Here is a 16,363-nt window from a genome sequence, read left to right as displayed (position 1 = left end):
GCCCAGGCGCTTGGTGCGGTAAGGTATTTGTATGCGTGCGATCCTTCTGCTTAGCTAGCCGCCCGGCACACCATAGCCGTGCGGCAGCCCCTCCATTGTTGAGGGGCTTTTGTGTGTCCGGGGCTTTCCGGGAAGCAGCAGGAGCCAACCCGCCATCGAAGAACAGAAGAGGGCAGCAGTGAGCGTTCAGCCGGAGACAGAGACCGGAACAGCAGTGGCACCCGCGGCCGTGGCGCCTGAAGAAGGCGTCTACAGCTTCGCTGCCATGGAGGCCAAATGGCCTCAGGTATGGGAAGACCTCGGCGTCTTTACCCCGCTTGACGACGGTTCCCGGGAACGCCGCTATGTGCTGGACATGTTCCCCTACCCGTCCGGCGACCTGCACATGGGCCACGCTGAAGCGTTTGCCATGGGGGACGTCGTTGCCCGGTACCTGCGTCAAAAGGGCTTCGATGTCCTCCACCCGATCGGCTGGGATTCGTTCGGCCTTCCGGCTGAAAATGCAGCCATCAAGCGCAACGCCCACCCCAGTGAGTGGACGTATGCCAACATCGACACCCAAGCAGCGTCCTTCAAGCGATACGCCATCTCCGCTGACTGGTCGCGCCGCCTCCACACCTCCGACCCTGAGTACTATCGCTGGACCCAGTGGTTGTTCAAGCGGTTCTACGAGCGCGGCCTGGCGTATCGCAAAGACTCGCCTGTGAACTGGTGCCCCAAGGACCTCACTGTCCTGGCCAATGAGCAGGTGGTCAATGGTGCTTGTGAGCGTTGCGGTACACAAGTCACCAAGAAGTCGCTCAACCAGTGGTACTTCAAGATCACCGATTATGCGGATCGCCTGCTGGAGGACATGGACCAGCTCAAAGGCCACTGGCCCGAGCGCGTCCTGGCCATGCAGCGGAACTGGATTGGCCGGTCCGAGGGCGCTCACGTACGGTTCGTCATCGAAGCTACAGAAGACCGGGCCGAACGTGAGGTTCCCGTTTTCACGACCCGCCCGGACACGCTCTACGGTGCGACATTCTTCGTCGTAGCCGCGGACGCGCACTTGGCGCTGGACCTGGTCACGCCGGAGCAACACGACGAGCTCATGGCATACCGTGAGAAGGTCAAGGCGCTGTCCGAGATCGAGCGGCAATCCACCGAGCGTGAAAAGACCGGTGTGTTCACGGGCCGCTACGCCATCAACCCCCTCAACGGTGAGAAACTCCCGGTCTGGGCCGCCGACTACGTCCTGGCCGACTATGGCACCGGGGCAATCATGGCCGTGCCTGCCCACGATCAGCGTGACCTCGACTTCGCCAAGGCCTTCGACCTGCCGGTGCGTGCAGTCGTGGATACCGGGGAAGAAGACCCGGCTGAGACCGGGGTAGCTACCGCGGGCGAAGGCACCTTGAAGAACTCCGGTGAGTTGGACGGCCTGTCCAAGTCGGAGGGCATCCCGGCCGCCGTCGCGATCCTCGAAAAGCTCGGAACGGGCGAAAAATTCGTCAACTTCCGGTTGCGTGACTGGCTGCTGAGCCGCCAGCGCTTCTGGGGAACCCCCATTCCCATCATTCATTGCGGCGAGTGCGGTGAGGTGCCGGTTCCTGATGACCAGCTGCCCGTCCGGCTCCCGGAAAACCTGCGCGGCGAGGCACTGGCACCAAAGGGCACATCCCCACTTGCTGCCGCCGTCGAGTGGGTCAATGTCGAGTGCCCTAACTGTGGCCGGGCCGCGCAGCGCGATACCGATACCATGGACACTTTCGTGGACTCGTCCTGGTATTTCCTGCGCTTCGTTTCGCCGGACTACACAGAGGGTCCGTTCGATCCCGAAAGGATCAACAATTGGATGCCCGTGGGGCAGTACGTGGGTGGCGTTGAGCACGCCATCCTGCACTTGCTTTATGCGCGCTTCTTCACCAAGGTCATCAAGGACATCGGCTTGATCGATGCCAACGAACCGTTCACGGCGCTGCTGAACCAGGGCCAGGTGTTGAACGGCGGCAAGGCGATGAGCAAGTCGCTCGGCAATGGCGTGGATCTGGGCGAGCAGCTGGACAAGTTCGGTGTCGATGCTGTCCGCTTGACCATGGTGTTCGCGTCTCCTCCCGAGGACGACGTCGACTGGGCTGACGTGTCGCCGTCGGGTTCAGCGAAGTTCCTTGCCCGGGCTTGGCGCTTGGGCCAAGATGTCAGCAGCGAGCCTGGCGTCGATCCCGCCACTGGCGACCGCGCGCTCCGGACTGTTACCCACAAGACCATAGCTGACGCCGCGGAACTGCTGGACAACAACAAGTTCAACGTTGTGGTTGCGCGCCTGATGGAGTTGGTTAACGCCACCCGGAAGGCCATCGACGGTGCATCCGGTGCTGCGGACCCTGCCGTTCGTGAAGCCGCGGAAGCCGTCGCCGTCATCCTTAGCCTCTTTGCCCCATACACCGCAGAGGATTTGTGGAACGCCCTGGGCCATGAGGCATCGGTGGCAAATGCGGGCTGGCCGAAACACGACGAGTCGCTGTTGGTCCAGGAAACGGTGACAGCTGTTGTCCAAGTACAAGGCAAGGTTAGGGACCGTCTGGAGGTTTCGCCGGACATCACCGAGGACGTCCTCCGGGAACTCGCGCTGGCATCCGAGAATGTCCAACGTGCCCTGGACGGCCGCGGTATCCGCACCGTGATCGTGCGGGCGCCTAAACTGGTGAACATCGTCCCCGCCTAGCGGAGATTCGGCCGCCGGCGCTATGCCGGCGGCCGGCCATCATCGTTGGAGGTTGCGTGCCCGAGCGAGAACCGCCCGCCTGGATATGGCTCAAGGAACGGGTGTCACGGCTTCGCCAGCCATCCGCAACGGTTCCTGTAGTTGCGGACCCGTTGTCCGCCGTCGTTACCACTGCGGTGGTCACTGACTCAGCGGCAGCCCTGCCGGCGGACTGGGTGTCGGCGTTTAGCTCGGACGGCCGCCTCACCGTCGTTCCCATGCCGGTCATGGTGGGGGAGGAAATTTACGGTGAAGGCGAAGACGACATCACCGAGACACTCTCTGTTGCGTTGGCCGCCGGCGCGTCAGTCAAGACGTCCCGGCCTTCTCCCGGCCAGTTCGAACAGGCCTACCTGGCCGCGCAGCGTCGTGGATTCAAGGCTGTTGTCTCCATACATCTCTCATCGGAGCTCTCCGGAACCGTCGACGCCGCCCGCCTCGCTGCTGCACGCGTGCAGATTCCCGTTGACGTTGTAGATTCCCGCACCGTCGGGATGGCGCAGGGCATGGGGGTCCAGAGCGCGGTGGTGGCGGCAGCGGACGGGCAGGGTATGGCCGAGGTTCGCGGCTTTGCGGAGCGGCGAATGGAACGCACCAAGGTCTATTTTTACGTTCCGAGCCTTGAGCAGTTGCGGCGCGGCGGCCGCATCGGAGCAGCTGCATCATGGTTGGGCACCGTTCTGGCCATCAAACCCATTCTCGCGGTCGACGGCGGCAAGATCGTCCCGCTCGAAAAGGTGCGTTCGGCGGTGCGTGCGGTTGCGCGCCTTGAGGAAATTGTGGCTCAGGAAGTCTCCACCCGGCCGCCGGGGCAACAAAGGCTGGCGGTGCATCACTTCGGAAACCTTGCTGAAGCGCAGGGGCTTGCTGCTCGGCTCGCGGAGGCGTGTCCGCAATGTCCGGCTCCCCAGATCAGTGCGTTACCGGCCGTTTTGGCAGCGCACGCAGGTTTGGGTGTCCTGGCGGTTATTGTGGGCGAAAGCAGTACACCCACGAGCTGACTGCCTCTGTTTATCCACATAGCCCATGTTCTCGGGGCATGGCCGGAATGCCAGCCCATAGTCTCGATTCATGCCACGCCGCCACGGGAACGAATCCTCGCCAGATTCCGCTGTCGCTGCGCGGCGGCGGTTCGCGGCCCGGTTGTCTGCTGATCCGACGTCGGAGCCGTTGTTGGAGCTGATGGTTGCGGAGGATGGTGCCGGAGAGCACGGAGCTGCAGAGCACGGAACTGTAGGGCCGACGGGTGGGGATGCTGGGGCGGGGTACTTGGATGGGGACGTGCCGGCGACCAGATTCCGGTGGCGGACTCGATGGCGGGCAGCGGCGCTGGTGGCTGTCATCGCGGCACTCATTGTCGGTTGGAATTTTTGGCAGTCAGCCGTTGGTTCCTCAACTTCGGAGCCGCTAGGCAGTGCTGACCCGGTGGACGAACAGCCAGGTACAGCCGGAGCTGGTCAATCACCGGGGACGCCCCGACCCTCTGCATCGCCATCGGGAGCCGAGGGTAACGGTAGCGTCGTCGTCGTTCATGTCGCCGGGGCCGTCCACAAGCCGGGTGTCGTCTCCTTGCCCCAGGGCAGCAGGGTCTTCCAGGCGATCGAAGCCGCGGGCGGCGCCGCTGCTGACGCGGCGCCGGACGGGCTGAACCTTGCAGAGGTCCTCAGCGATGGCGTGAGGGTGTATGTGCCGACCGTGGGCGAGCCAGCGGGCACCTCAGTAATTCCCTCGAGTAGCCAAGCCGGAGCCGGTGGTGCCGTCGGCACCACCGCTTCGGGAACAAGCGCAGGGGCGAAGATCAACATCAATACGGCCTCTGCCGAAGAGCTCGGAACCTTGCCCCGGGTAGGTCCGGTCATGGCCCAGCGCATTGTCGACTGGCGGAAAGAGCATGGTTCCTTCGCCTCCGTGGATGAACTCGACGCTATCGACGGAATAGGTCCCAAGCTCATGGAATCACTGCAGAAACTTGTGACGGTGAACGGTGGGTGAACCGGCTGCCGGGGGAGCGCCGCGAGGCCGTCGCTTGGACCTTAGGGCAGTGCCCTCCATGATGATTGCGTGGATTGCCGCTCTCGCCTGCGGTGCCCTGGAGACTTCGTGGTGCCTTGTTGTGGCTGGCACGTTGGCTGCCGGCGGAGGACTGCTGCTGGCACTGGGATACCGCCAGCGCAGGACGGCCCCGCGCGCCCGGACCGTGACCGTGACGTTTGCCGTGGCGGGTGTTCTCGGTGCTGCCGTCGCAGTTCATTGCGCCGTGGCGGTAAGTAAGCGCGAAGTCGGTCCGCTCGCTCACGTAATCCAAGCAGGCGGGGGAGTGGTCATGGATCTCCTGGTCACCGACAATCCACGTGAGGCCCCGTCATTCGGTCATGAGGCTCCTAGTCAGGCCGAGTCTGGCAATGCGGGGGAAGGACGGTGGATGGTATCGGCAGCACTGGTCGACGTGACCTCCAGCGGCACGGTGGTTCGCGGCTCAGCGGACATAGCCGTCCTGGGAGGAGAGGCTTGGCGGAACGTCCATCCGGGAGACCGGGTCCGCACTACGGGTGTGCTCAAAGACGTCAGAGAAGGACAATCACAGACCGCGGTCCTTTCGGCCTCGTCCGCACCTCAGATCACAGGTGCGAGCTTTGACATCCGTGGGCCCGCCGGTCTGCTGCGCGAATCCTTCCTGACTGCTGCCCGCTGGTTGCCCGGGGATGCTGCCGGGCTGTTGCCCGGAATGGTGATAGGAGACACCAGCGGCTTGCCGGAGTCACTCAACACGGACATGAAAACCACGGGCATGACGCACCTGACGGCGGTTAGTGGCGCTAACTGCAGCCTGGTCCTCGGCGGATTTGTCTTGATGGCCCGGTGTTTGCGGTTGTCCAGACCGGTGGCGGCCATTCTGGCCTCGTGTGGTTTGGTGGCTTTCGTGGTCATGGTGGGGCCTGATCCGAGCGTCATGCGTGCCGCCCTCATGGGAGGAGTAGGACTGGCTTCCTTGGTTGGAGGATGGCGCGGGAGGTCCCTGACGTTCCTCTGCCTGTCCGCAACAATGCTTTTGCTCATGGATCCGCCCATGGCATCCAATATCGGCTTCCTGTTATCGGTCCTTGCCACGCTCGGCATCGTGTTGTTGGCCGTTCGCATTGCGGCGTGGATTCCACCCCGGATACCACGCTGGGTGGCCGTCGGATTCGCGGTACCTTTGTCCGCGCAGTTGTTGTGCACTCCCGTTATCGTGGCACTCCAGCCACAGTTCACGCCCTACGCACTGCTTGCCAACATCATCGCTGGTCCTCTTGTGGCTCCCGTAACAGTCCTGGGGACCATTGCCGTCCCTGTCTCCGCAGTCGTCCCCGGGTTGGCGTGGCCGCTCGTTGCCGGGGCAGGAACGTGCGCGGCACTCGTGGCAGCTACAGCGCGGTTCATTGCCGGATTGCCGGGAGCTGCCTTGCCTTGGGCTGAGGGCTTCACCGGGGTTGCCGCCATGGCTGTCTTTTCCGGGCTCACCCTTGCCGTCGTGTGGCTGCTGCTTCACCCAAGGACGGTGATGGTGCATGCCGGGGACCTCCATGGTCGCATCACAGCATGGCTGGAACGGCACACCGAGCCACGCAATGTCCGTTCAGGCAGAGCGGCCAGGGGTGGGCTTGCCGCGTCGAAGGTACAAGACGACGAAAAACCCAACAGCCAGGCCGGCGGACATCGTGCCGCAGAGGACTGTTCCCGCTCCTTGAGCAGGCCAGGCGAGCCACCCTAACGTGAAAAAGTACTCCACACCGTAGATGAGGCCGAGGAGCAGCACCGTCAGGTTGATGTTCCACGCGTAGTCATAAAAAAGCATCAGGAAGCGGGTCCAGGCCGTTTGGCGTCGTGGAACCATCGACAATGCCGCGCTGCCTGCCGCAGGGCCGATCGAAGCGCCCGGTGCAGACTGGGAGGTGAAGGACAACCGCTCTGACCGATATGCCGGACGCAGTGAACGAACGAAATAGGTGAGCGACAGGAAGCAGAGAGCTAGGGTTCCGAACACCAGTGCCAACGTGGCATATCCCAGAATCGCAGCTACCAACGGCACCGCGATGAGCGCGCCTATCGTCTCGCCCACTGAGGAGAGGGTGTTCTTGATCATGGGCCCGGTGCCGAGCGGCAGAGCCCCCTCGGAATCAGAGACCACCAGAACGGGGATCAGCAGAACCGTAACGTAAAACGACACTGCCGCCAGCGCTGCGTACACCATTGCCATCCCGAGGTATCCGAAAGGGCGTAGGGCGAGCTGTACGTTGGAAGGTGCTGAGGATCGGACGCGCGCCTTGCGCCGGAGCCGCACTTGTTCAGTCCTTCGATCTGCTTCCTTCTTCGCTGCCCTGTCAGGGCGGCGGAAGCTCTCCGTTTTTTGATCCATTTAATGCTCTCCCCGGTTACACCAACGCTGGTCAGTCTAGCCACAAAATCCATTCGACAGCGTAATTCCCGCAGACCGTCGCGGCGCTGGCATGACAGACTTAGGGGAGGCAATAAATCGTCCGGAAGGAATCCCTGTGGCTGCAGGCCAAAATGCGCGGGCAAAGAGTGGCGCGGCGAATATCGTCAGCTGGCGGGACGCGGCACCAGCTCCGGTGGTCCTGGTCTCGGGGCCGGAGGAGTATCTCGGAATCCGGGCTATGGACCACATGCGCACCACCGTTCGAGCGTCCGCACCGGACGTGGAGTTGACCCGGCTGGAAGCGGGGTCCTATGAGGCCGGATCTTTGGCCATGACCGTGGCCCCTTCCCTGTTCGGGGAAGCGAAGCTCATTGAAGTTTCCGGCCTCGAAGCCATGAACGATGCCTTCTTGTCGGATGCGTTGGCATACCTTGCCCACCCCGAGGAAGATGTGGTGCTGGTTCTGCGCCACTCCGGCGGGACGCGTGGCAAGAAGCTCCTTGACGCCGTCAAATCGGCCGGATGGCCGGTCGTCGAATGCCAACCACTGAAGAAGGACGTGGATAAGTCCGCGTTCGTCGTGTCGGAGTTCAGGGCAGGCGGACGGCGAATCGACGGCGAGGCGGTGCAGGCACTGGTGAACGCGGTGGGAGCCAACCTTTCGGAACTGGCAGCGGCATGCAACCAATTGATTGCCGACGCAACCACCACCGTTGATGCCTCGACAGTGGAGCGCTATTACGGAGGACGTGTGGAGGCGACGGCGTTCAAAGTTGCCGATGCTGCCATGGGCGGAAACGGGCCCTTGGCGCTATCTACCCTGAGGCATGCCCTGTCCACTGGCGTGGATCCCGTTCCCCTGGTGGCTGCGTTGGCTGCGAAGCTGCGGACCTTGGCAAAGGTTGCCGGTGCCAACGGCTCGTCTGCATCAATCGCCAAGAACTTGGGCATGCAGCCTTGGCTCGTCGAACAAGCACAACGTGACGTACGTCGTTGGACGCCGGAGGGGCTCATCCGCTCCATCCAGGTGGTGGCCGAAGCCGATGCTCAGGTCAAGGGCCTTTCGCGGGATCCTGTGTTCGCCGTTGAACATGCGGTAACCGTGATCGCGTCGTCGGCCAGTCGGCGCTGACCCCTGGCGCGCCGGCGGATGGGAACGCGCCTGTAGCGACGCCGTGCGGGTTAAACCCAAAGGCCGGCACCCAAGGGGCGCCGGCCTTTTGATCAGCTCAGTCGAACTGGAAAACCTTAGAGTGCGTTGACCTTTTTGGAGATCGCCGACTTGCGGTTTGCAGCGTTGTTCTTGTGAATAACGCCCTTGCTGACAGCCTTGTCCAGCTTGCGGCTGGCAGCAGCAAGTGCAGTTCCAGCGGCATCCTTGTCTGAGGACTCAACGGCCGTGTTGACGGCGCGGATGGCCGTCTTCAGTTCGGACTTGACGGCGTTGTTACGCAGGCGAGCCTTCTCGTTGGTGAGGATGCGCTTCTTCTGGGACTTGATATTAGCCACGTATGAACTCTCTTTTTAATGCGGAAATGGTCTAGAGGGTTATCAGGTTGGCCATCGACTGAGCGGCGTGGGGATACCTATGGCAGCCAACCATGCATGGCCGTCGACCTGCACGGACACACAGCTATAAAGGATAGCAGAAAATTAGCCTTTACCTGATTCGGCTTCAGCTCCACCCGTGCCGCGTGCGCAGGACGGCGGCGACTTGCCGGAATCGGGCCTTTTCCAGGACGGCACCTTCACGACGAACTTTGCCAGGATCCAGCCGGATGATCCGGTCGACTTTGACCTCGCTGGGGCGTCGCTGCGGATCCCACGTACCCGCCCCGATGTCCAGGTAATCCTCCGATGCGGGCCCGCCGTCGTGATCCTTGCTCGTCAGCATGAGCCCCAGCAACCAATCCCCGTCCCTACCGACCAGAAGCACCGGACGGTCCTTACCCCTGGAGTGGTCCTCTTCATAGGGGACCCAACTCCAGACGATCTCCCCAGGGTCCGGCCTGCCGTCAGGTCGGGGAGAATAGCTGACTTTGGCAGACCCGCGGAAGTCGCCCGGATATGCGCGGGGAGCGGCGTCCGCGACAGACCCGACGGCGGTTGGCTGGCGTTGCGCTCGGGGCGGACGTGTCCGGGTGGACCCTTTAGTGGCGCCAGCTCCCAGCGACTTGATGGAACGCAGAATGAAGTGGCCCAGCGGCCGCAGGTCAAAAGCCATGACACAACGCTACAACTCAGTACGGAGCAAGACCCGAAGGCGAAGTCGGGGCAATGTACGGCGAACCCCCGGTTCGTGGGAGACTAGAGGATCAGATGCGCGGCGTGTCCCGGCTGGCCTATGCCACGTCGGCCAGTTTGCCGTGCGAGCGTCGACAGTAAGGACCCTGCGTGTCTCCCATGGCCCGCACCGCACCGGTGCCCGCCGCGACAGATCCGGCCATCATCCGGAACTTCTGCATCATTGCCCACATCGACCACGGTAAGTCCACCTTGGCCGACCGCATGCTGCAGTACACCGGCGTCGTTCAACAACGCGACATGAAGGCCCAGTATCTGGACCGTATGGATATCGAGCGTGAGCGCGGCATCACCATCAAGTCCCAGGCGGTACGCATGCCTTGGGAGCTTGACGGCACGTCCTACGCACTGAACATGATCGATACCCCCGGCCACGTGGACTTCACTTATGAGGTCTCGCGATCACTCGCGGCCTGCGAAGGGGCGGTGTTGCTCGTTGACGCGGCCCAAGGCATCGAGGCGCAAACACTGGCCAACTTGTACTTGGCGATGGAAAACAACCTCACCATCATCCCGGTGCTGAACAAGATCGACCTCCCGGCCGCCCAGCCCGAAAAGTACGCGGCGGAGCTGGCCAACCTTATTGGCGGGGATCCTGAGGATGTTCTCAAAGTTTCAGGCAAGACAGGCGTAGGTGTGGAGGCGCTGCTGGATAAAATTGTCCGTGACCTTCCGGGCCCCGTAGGCGATCCCGACGCTCCGGCCCGTGCCATGATCTTTGATTCTGTTTATGACACGTACCGCGGCGTCATCACCTACGTTCGTGTGGTGGACGGCATGCTGCATCCCCGTGAACGCATCCAGATGATGTCCACAAGGGCTACTCACGAGCTCCTGGAAATCGGTGTCAGCTCCCCTGAGCCCACACCTTCCAAAGGCCTCGGCGTGGGGGAGGTCGGATACCTGATCACCGGCGTTAAGGACGTCCGCCAGTCCAAGGTGGGCGATACTGTCACCAACCTCGCCAAGCCCGCGTCGGAGTCCCTGAGCGGTTACGCAGACGCCAAGCCGATGGTCTTTTCCGGTCTTTACCCCTTGGACGGCACGGACTACCCGGTACTGCGTGACGCGCTGGAAAAACTGATGCTTAATGACGCCGCGCTTGTCTACGAGCCTGAGACGTCCGCTGCGCTGGGTTTCGGATTCCGCGTTGGATTCCTGGGCCTGCTGCACCTCGAGATCACCCGTGATCGACTGGAACGTGAGTACAACCTTGATCTCATCTCCACCGCTCCCAACGTGGAGTATGAGGTAACGCTCGAGGACAAGAAGGTCATCCACGTCACCAACCCCAGCGAGTACCCCACGGGTAAGATCTCCGAAGTTCGTGAGCCGATGGTGTCCGCTACCATCCTTGCGCCCAACGAGTTCGTGGGTTCGATCATGGAACTGTGCCAGAGCCGCCGTGGCCAAATGAAGGGCATGGACTACCTGTCCGAGGACCGCGTGGAGCTCCGATACTGGATCCCGCTGGCGGAAATCGTGTTCGACTTCTTCGATCTCCTGAAGTCAAAGACGCGTGGTTATGCGTCCCTGGACTGGAAGGCCGACGGCGAGCAGGTGGCCGACCTCGTCAAGGTGGACATCCTCCTGCAGGGTGAACAGGTGGATGCCTTCAGCGCCATTACCCACCGGGACAAGGCCTACGCTTACGGTGTGATGATGACGGGCAAGCTCCGCGAGCTCATACCGCGTCAGCAATTCGAGGTGCCCATCCAGGCCGCCATCGGGTCGCGCATCATTGCCCGTGAAAGCATCAGGGCCATCCGCAAGGACGTTCTTGCCAAGTGCTACGGCGGCGACATCACCCGTAAGCGCAAACTGCTGGAAAAGCAGAAGGAAGGCAAGAAGCGCATGAAGATGGTGGGCCGCGTGGAAGTGCCGCAGGAGGCCTTCATCGCAGCACTCACCACGGACGAGTCCAAGGACAAGGCCAAGAAGTAGATGCCCAGCGTCCTCCCTTTGGGCGACCCGGCACCTGCGGATGGCATGTTGCCCCCGCAGGTGCTGTCCGGCGTCGAGCATCGCAAGTTCGGGCTTTACGTGCACATCCCGTTTTGCGCAGTCCGCTGTGGCTATTGTGACTTCAATACGTACACAGCTACCGAGCTCGGTGGTGGCGCTTCCCAGGATGCGTACGCAGAGACCGCCATCTCCGAGTTGCAGTTCGCCGGCACAGCATTGGACGCTTCGGGTGTTCCCAGCCGTCCCCTGAGCACGGTGTTCTTCGGCGGCGGAACTCCGACGTTGCTTCCGGCCGAAGACCTCGCCCGCATCCTCGGTGCCGCCGTCGAAAAGTGGGGCCTGGAGCCGGGTGCTGAGGTGACCACCGAGGCCAATCCCGATTCAGTGACGCAGGAATCGTTGAAGGTGCTGGCTGAGGCCGGCTTCACGCGCGTCTCCTTTGGCATGCAATCAGCCGTTCCACACGTCCTGAAAGTGCTGGACCGTACACACACTCCCAGCCGCGTTCCGCTCGTAGTGCAGTGGGCGCGCGAGGCCGGTTTGTCCGTCAGCCTGGACCTCATTTACGGTACGCCGGGGGAGTCCATGGCCGATTGGCAGTTGTCGCTGGAAACGGCACTTTCCTACGCACCGGACCACATCAGCGCCTATGCGCTGATCGTGGAGGACGGCACCAAGCTCGCCGCACAGATCCGTCGCGGCGAGGTGCCCGGAATTGACGACGACGATCACGCCGCCAAATACGAACTCGCCGATAAATTGATCTCCGAATCCGGATTGAGCTGGTACGAAGTCAGCAACTGGTCCCGAACGCCGGAGCAGGCATGCCAGCATAACCTCGCCTACTGGCGCGGAGACGACTGGTGGGGCATTGGCCCCGGAGCCCACTCCCACATGGGCGGCGTGCGCTGGTGGAACGTCAAGCACCCCACGGCATACGCCTCACGGCTGGCTTCGGGAAGTTCGCCTGCCGCCGGGCGTGAGACATTGGACTCCGCTACCCGCGAGGTGGAGCGAATCATGCTCGAGGCGCGGTTGGGGACCGGATTGGTCGTTAACGCCCTGGATGCCGTGGGACGCCATGCGATGGCGGGCCTGATCGCGGACGGACTAGTGGACCCGGTGGCCGCTTTCAAAGGCCGCTTGGTGCTCACCTTGAAGGGCAGGCTGTTGGCCGACGCCGTGGTGCGCCGGATTCTTACCGACTAGTCGACTCGCTGCGGAACTACTTGATCCAGCGCAGGTTCAGCTTGTATCGATGCGGTTGACCGTGGTTTACCCGGATCCCGGCCGATACGGAGAAGCACGTCAGCGCAACCCAAATGGCGGTGGCGATGATGGCAAAAACGTTGCCCACCACAGGCAAGAGGACCAGGATGTTTGCCAGCACAGCGGCGATCGTGGGAGGTAGCGTGAAGTTCAGCGCCTCCCTCGATTCCTGGGCGGTGAACGGCCCGCGATCGCGGAAAATCAGGTAGATCAGCAGGGATGGCAAGCACCCGAGGATCCCTCCGAAGTGCGCCAAAGTGGCCCACTGCCGGTCCTCGCCGGCAGTCAGCGGAAGTGCGTTGGCAGGCGCGCCATGGTACTGGGGCTGGCCTGCGGCTCTGCCTGGTTCGTCAGGAGCGTTCTCTGCCACGGTGTCTTCCCTTTGCTTTACGATGCTGCGGTGTTGCTGTCCCAGAATACTTGGTCCTGTGCCCGTCCCAAGACCAACGCCCTGTCACTGCGCTGTCAGGAAGTCGATCACTTCTTCCACCCTGCCCAATAACGACGCTTCCAGATCAGCGTAGCTGCGAACCGCGCCCAAAAGCCGTTGCCATCCCAAGCCGACGTCCTCGGCAGTTTCGTGCGGCCAACCGAAGGCACGCAAGATCCCGGTCTTCCAATCCAGCCCCCGAGGGACCGCGGGCCACTGCTCAATGCCCAGCACCTTCGGCCTGATGGCCTGCCAGACGTCCACGTACGGGTGGCCCACGATCAGTACATTGCCGGCCGCGCCCGGCACTGTCATCGCTTCCGCGGCAATGCGCGACTCTTTGGAGCCAGGCACAAGGTGGTCCACCAGAATGCCAAGTCGGCGTGTGGGACCGGGAGAGAAAGCGGCAATGGCTGATTTGAGGTCGTCCACCCCGTGCAAGGGTTCCACCACAATGCCTTCGACGCGGAGATCGTCTCCCCAGACCTTCTCGACCAGTTCGGCGTCGTGCTTGCCCTCAACCCAGATCCGGCTGGACATCGCTACCCGGGCGCGCTGGCCTTGAACCTTGACCGAGCCGGAGGCGGTGCGGCCGGTGGATGCCCCTGAAGCGGGACGCGGGGCAGGTGGCAGGAGCCGGACCGCTTGGCCCTCCAGGAGGAAGCCAAATCCAAGTTGGAACGACTTCGTCTTTCCACGCCGGTCCTCCAAGGACACGATGTGCATGCCGCCGGACTTCTCCACCCGTGTCACTTCGCCGACCCATCCGGACTGCACGTCTTCAAGGACCATGCCTCGCTGGACGGGTACCTCGGGAAGTTGGCGTTTGGCGGGGGCCGCCAGGTCCTGTGGGCCCCAATGGTCGAAAGCCAAGGTCTTCTTACCTCTTCGCGCTCGAATCAGACCGGTTTGCTGCCGGCCCCGCGCGCTTGAATCTCCGCGGGCGGTTTCAATGCTAGCAACGCGTTGGCTCATACTAGACTTGTTAGCACTTGGGCATGTTGAGTGCTAACCCATGAGATGTCAGGAGGTGGAGCAATGAGTGAGCCGCGCAAGTTGGAAGTGCTGCGCGCAATCGTTGAGGATTACGTTCATTCAAGGGAGCCTGTAGGATCCAAGGCCCTGGTTGAACGCCACCACCTCGGCGTTTCGAGTGCCACCATCCGCAATGACATGGCTGTCCTCGAAGAGGAGGGCCTCATTGCCGCGCCCCACACCAGCGCTGGGCGTATCCCCACGGACAAGGGCTACAGGCTGTTCGTGGACCGCATCTCGCAGGTTAAGCCGCTTTCCGCGGCTGAGCGCCGTGCCATCCATTCGCTGCTTGAGGGCCCCGACGACGTCGATGACATTCTTGAACGTACCGTGCGGCTCCTTTCCCAGCTCACCAACCAGGTCGCCGTCGTGCAGTACCCGCACTCAAGGAGAGCGGTGGTACGCCACGTCGAATTCGTGCTGCTGGCGCCCCAGCAGGTGCTGGTGGTCCTGATTGCCGATACCGGAAGCGTCGGGCAGAAGGTCATCGATGTAGGGTTCGACGTCGGCAATGAGGCGCTGATGATGTTGCGGTCCAGGTTCCTCGGCAGTATCTCGGGTACCCAGGTGGATCTCTTGCCCCAAGTCCTTCCGTCCGTCGTGGCGCTTTGCCCCCCTGAACTCCGTGGGGTGGCGCAAACCCTGGCGCATGGCCTCCAGGTGCTCAGCGGCAACAGCCGTGAAGAACGCATCCTGATGGCCGGCACGGCAAACCTGGCGCGTTCCAACGTGGACTTCCCTTTGAGCATTGGTCCGGTGCTGGAGGCCCTTGAGGAACAAGTTGTCATGCTCCGGTTGTTATCGGATATGGGTGATGACCCCCGGGGAGTAACTGTCAGTATCGGGAGGGAAAATCCCTATGACGGTTTGGCCGAGGCGTCCGTTGTGGCAACTGGCTATGGATCCGGTGCCAAGGTGGGCATTTTGGGACCAACCCGCATGGATTACCCAACAACCATGGCCGCCGTGCGAGCGGTGGCCCGCTACCTTTCCCGCATTCTCGGCGACTAAGACGCCGTCCATCATCGGAATACCTGCAGTAACAACAAGGAAGAGATACAGACTTTGAGCAGCCACTATGACGTTTTGGGAGTCTCGCCGGAAGCCACCGGGGAAGAGATCAAAAAGGCGTACCGCAAGTTGGCGCGGAAGCTCCACCCGGACGTAAATCCCGGGGAGGATGTCGCTGAGCAGTTCAAGGCCGTGACGCATGCTTATGAAGTTCTGTCCGACCCGCAGAAGCGCCGTGTCTACGATGCAACCGGCAACGAGAACGGCACCGATAACGGCTCCGGCGCATATTCCGGCCAAGGGTTTGCCTTCCAAGACATCTTCGACACCTTCTTCGGAGGAGGCGGCGGACACGGTCACGGTGGTCCTGCTTCCCGTGTCCGCCGCGGCCAGGATGCCCTCATCAGTGTGCGTATCGACCTCAAGGACGCCGTCTTCGGCGTCAACAAGAAGCTTGAGGTGGACACAGCCGTGGTTTGTCCCACCTGTGACGGCAGCTGCTGCCGTCCCGGAACCCAGCCGGAGCGCTGTGACATCTGTGGTGGCAGCGGCCAGGTCCAGCGGGCCGTCAGGTCAATCCTGGGCCAGGTCCTGACCACTGCGCCCTGTGGGTCATGCGAGGGATTCGGTACGGTCATCAAGGATCCTTGCAACGAATGCAGCGGGCAAGGCCGGATTCGCAGCCGCCGCTCCCTGACCATCAAAGTTCCGGCAGGCGTTGCCACGGGTACCCGGATTCAGCTGTCCGGACAGGGCGAGGCCGGACCCGCCGGCGGCCCTGCTGGTGACCTCTACGTGGAAATCCGCGTCAACAGCGACTCGGTCTTTGTACGGGAAGGCGATGACCTCCACGCGACGCTCAGCGTCCCGATGACAGCAGCGGCCCTGGGGACTGAGGTGCAGTTGGAGACCTTCGACGGCGAGCAGGACATCGATGTCAAGGCGGGCACGCAGTCCGGGGAAATCATCACCCTCCGGGGCCTCGGGGTAACCCACCTCCGTGGCTACGGTCGTGGCGACCTCAAGGTGCACCTCCATGTGGAGACACCCACCAAACTCGACCCTGCCCAAGAGGAGCTGCTCCAGCAGCTGGCGAAGCTTCGTGGTGAGCAATTCACCGAAGGCAAGCTGGTGGCCAGCGGGGGCATGTTCGCGAAGCTTCGGGACAAACTCGGTAACCTTTAGC

The 16,363-nt window shown here is 62.5% G+C and carries 13 protein-coding genes; 9 read left to right on the top strand and 4 right to left on the bottom strand.

Features of this window, described 5'->3' with window-relative positions:
* The first annotated feature begins 178 nt into the window (after positions 1–178).
* From leuS to holA, 5 genes are all read left to right on the top strand, one after another.
* The gene (gene leuS / locus SB659_RS12205; RefSeq protein ID WP_410550590.1) at positions 179–2,707 is read left to right on the top strand and encodes a leucine--tRNA ligase; all 2,529 of its coding nucleotides are present in this window, start codon (positions 179–181) and stop codon (positions 2,705–2,707) included.
* Between the two features lie 56 nt (positions 2,708–2,763).
* Positions 2,764–3,747, top strand: a complete 984-nt coding sequence (locus tag SB659_RS12200; protein WP_410550589.1) for a DegV family protein — start codon at positions 2,764–2,766, stop codon at positions 3,745–3,747.
* A gap of 70 nt (positions 3,748–3,817) precedes the next feature.
* A complete protein-coding gene (locus SB659_RS12195) occupies positions 3,818–4,738 on the top strand; it encodes a ComEA family DNA-binding protein (RefSeq protein WP_410550588.1) in 921 nt (306 codons plus the stop codon).
* Positions 4,731–6,497, top strand: a complete 1,767-nt coding sequence (locus tag SB659_RS12190) for a ComEC/Rec2 family competence protein (RefSeq protein ID WP_410550587.1) — start codon at positions 4,731–4,733, stop codon at positions 6,495–6,497. The genes SB659_RS12195 and SB659_RS12190 overlap by 8 nt, the downstream gene beginning before the upstream one ends.
* A 781-nt stretch (positions 6,498–7,278) precedes the next feature.
* Positions 7,279–8,295 (top strand): DNA polymerase III subunit delta, encoded by a 1,017-nt coding sequence (holA, locus tag SB659_RS12185; RefSeq protein WP_410550586.1) that lies wholly within the window; start codon positions 7,279–7,281, stop codon positions 8,293–8,295.
* A gap of 116 nt (positions 8,296–8,411) precedes the next feature.
* Here holA and rpsT read toward each other — a convergent pair whose 3' ends face one another.
* Positions 8,412–8,672 (bottom strand): 30S ribosomal protein S20, encoded by a 261-nt coding sequence (gene rpsT / locus SB659_RS12180; protein ID WP_284974578.1) that lies wholly within the window; start codon positions 8,670–8,672, stop codon positions 8,412–8,414.
* Positions 8,673–8,838: 166 nt separating this feature from the next.
* Positions 8,839–9,387, bottom strand: a complete 549-nt coding sequence (locus SB659_RS12175) for a type II toxin-antitoxin system PemK/MazF family toxin (protein WP_410550585.1) — start codon at positions 9,385–9,387, stop codon at positions 8,839–8,841.
* A 170-nt stretch (positions 9,388–9,557) separates the two neighbouring features.
* Here SB659_RS12175 and lepA point away from each other — a divergent pair, with 170 nt between their 5' ends.
* Positions 9,558–11,411, top strand: a complete 1,854-nt coding sequence (lepA, locus tag SB659_RS12170) for a translation elongation factor 4 (protein ID WP_284974580.1) — start codon at positions 9,558–9,560, stop codon at positions 11,409–11,411.
* Positions 11,412–12,641: a radical SAM family heme chaperone HemW gene (gene hemW / locus SB659_RS12165; RefSeq protein ID WP_410550584.1), complete on the top strand. Its 1,230-nt coding sequence runs from the start codon at positions 11,412–11,414 to the stop codon at positions 12,639–12,641.
* Positions 12,642–12,657: 16 nt separating this feature from the next.
* On the opposite strand, the gene SB659_RS12160 is transcribed toward hemW, so the two are convergent.
* Together SB659_RS12160 and SB659_RS12155 are read right to left on the bottom strand one after the other, a co-directional pair.
* On the bottom strand, positions 12,658–13,071 hold the full coding sequence (locus SB659_RS12160; protein ID WP_284974582.1) for a DUF4870 domain-containing protein: 414 nt from the start codon (positions 13,069–13,071) through the stop codon (positions 12,658–12,660).
* Between the two features lie 84 nt (positions 13,072–13,155).
* Positions 13,156–14,004, bottom strand: a complete 849-nt coding sequence (locus SB659_RS12155; protein ID WP_410550583.1) for a DUF3097 domain-containing protein — start codon at positions 14,002–14,004, stop codon at positions 13,156–13,158.
* A gap of 165 nt (positions 14,005–14,169) precedes the next feature.
* Between SB659_RS12155 and hrcA the strand changes: the two genes are divergently transcribed.
* Together hrcA and dnaJ are read left to right on the top strand one after the other, a co-directional pair.
* A complete protein-coding gene (gene hrcA / locus SB659_RS12150; RefSeq protein WP_284974584.1) occupies positions 14,170–15,177 on the top strand; it encodes a heat-inducible transcriptional repressor HrcA in 1,008 nt (335 codons plus the stop codon).
* Between the two features lie 54 nt (positions 15,178–15,231).
* Positions 15,232–16,362 (top strand): molecular chaperone DnaJ, encoded by a 1,131-nt coding sequence (gene dnaJ / locus SB659_RS12145; protein WP_284977922.1) that lies wholly within the window; start codon positions 15,232–15,234, stop codon positions 16,360–16,362.
* Position 16,363: the final 1 nt, after the last annotated feature.

Origin of the sequence: Arthrobacter sp. SIMBA_036 (assembly GCF_046535135.1) — a bacterium.
Lineage (GTDB): Bacteria > Actinomycetota > Actinomycetes > Actinomycetales > Micrococcaceae > Arthrobacter.
This window is presented reverse-complemented; position numbering and strand designations above follow the sequence as displayed.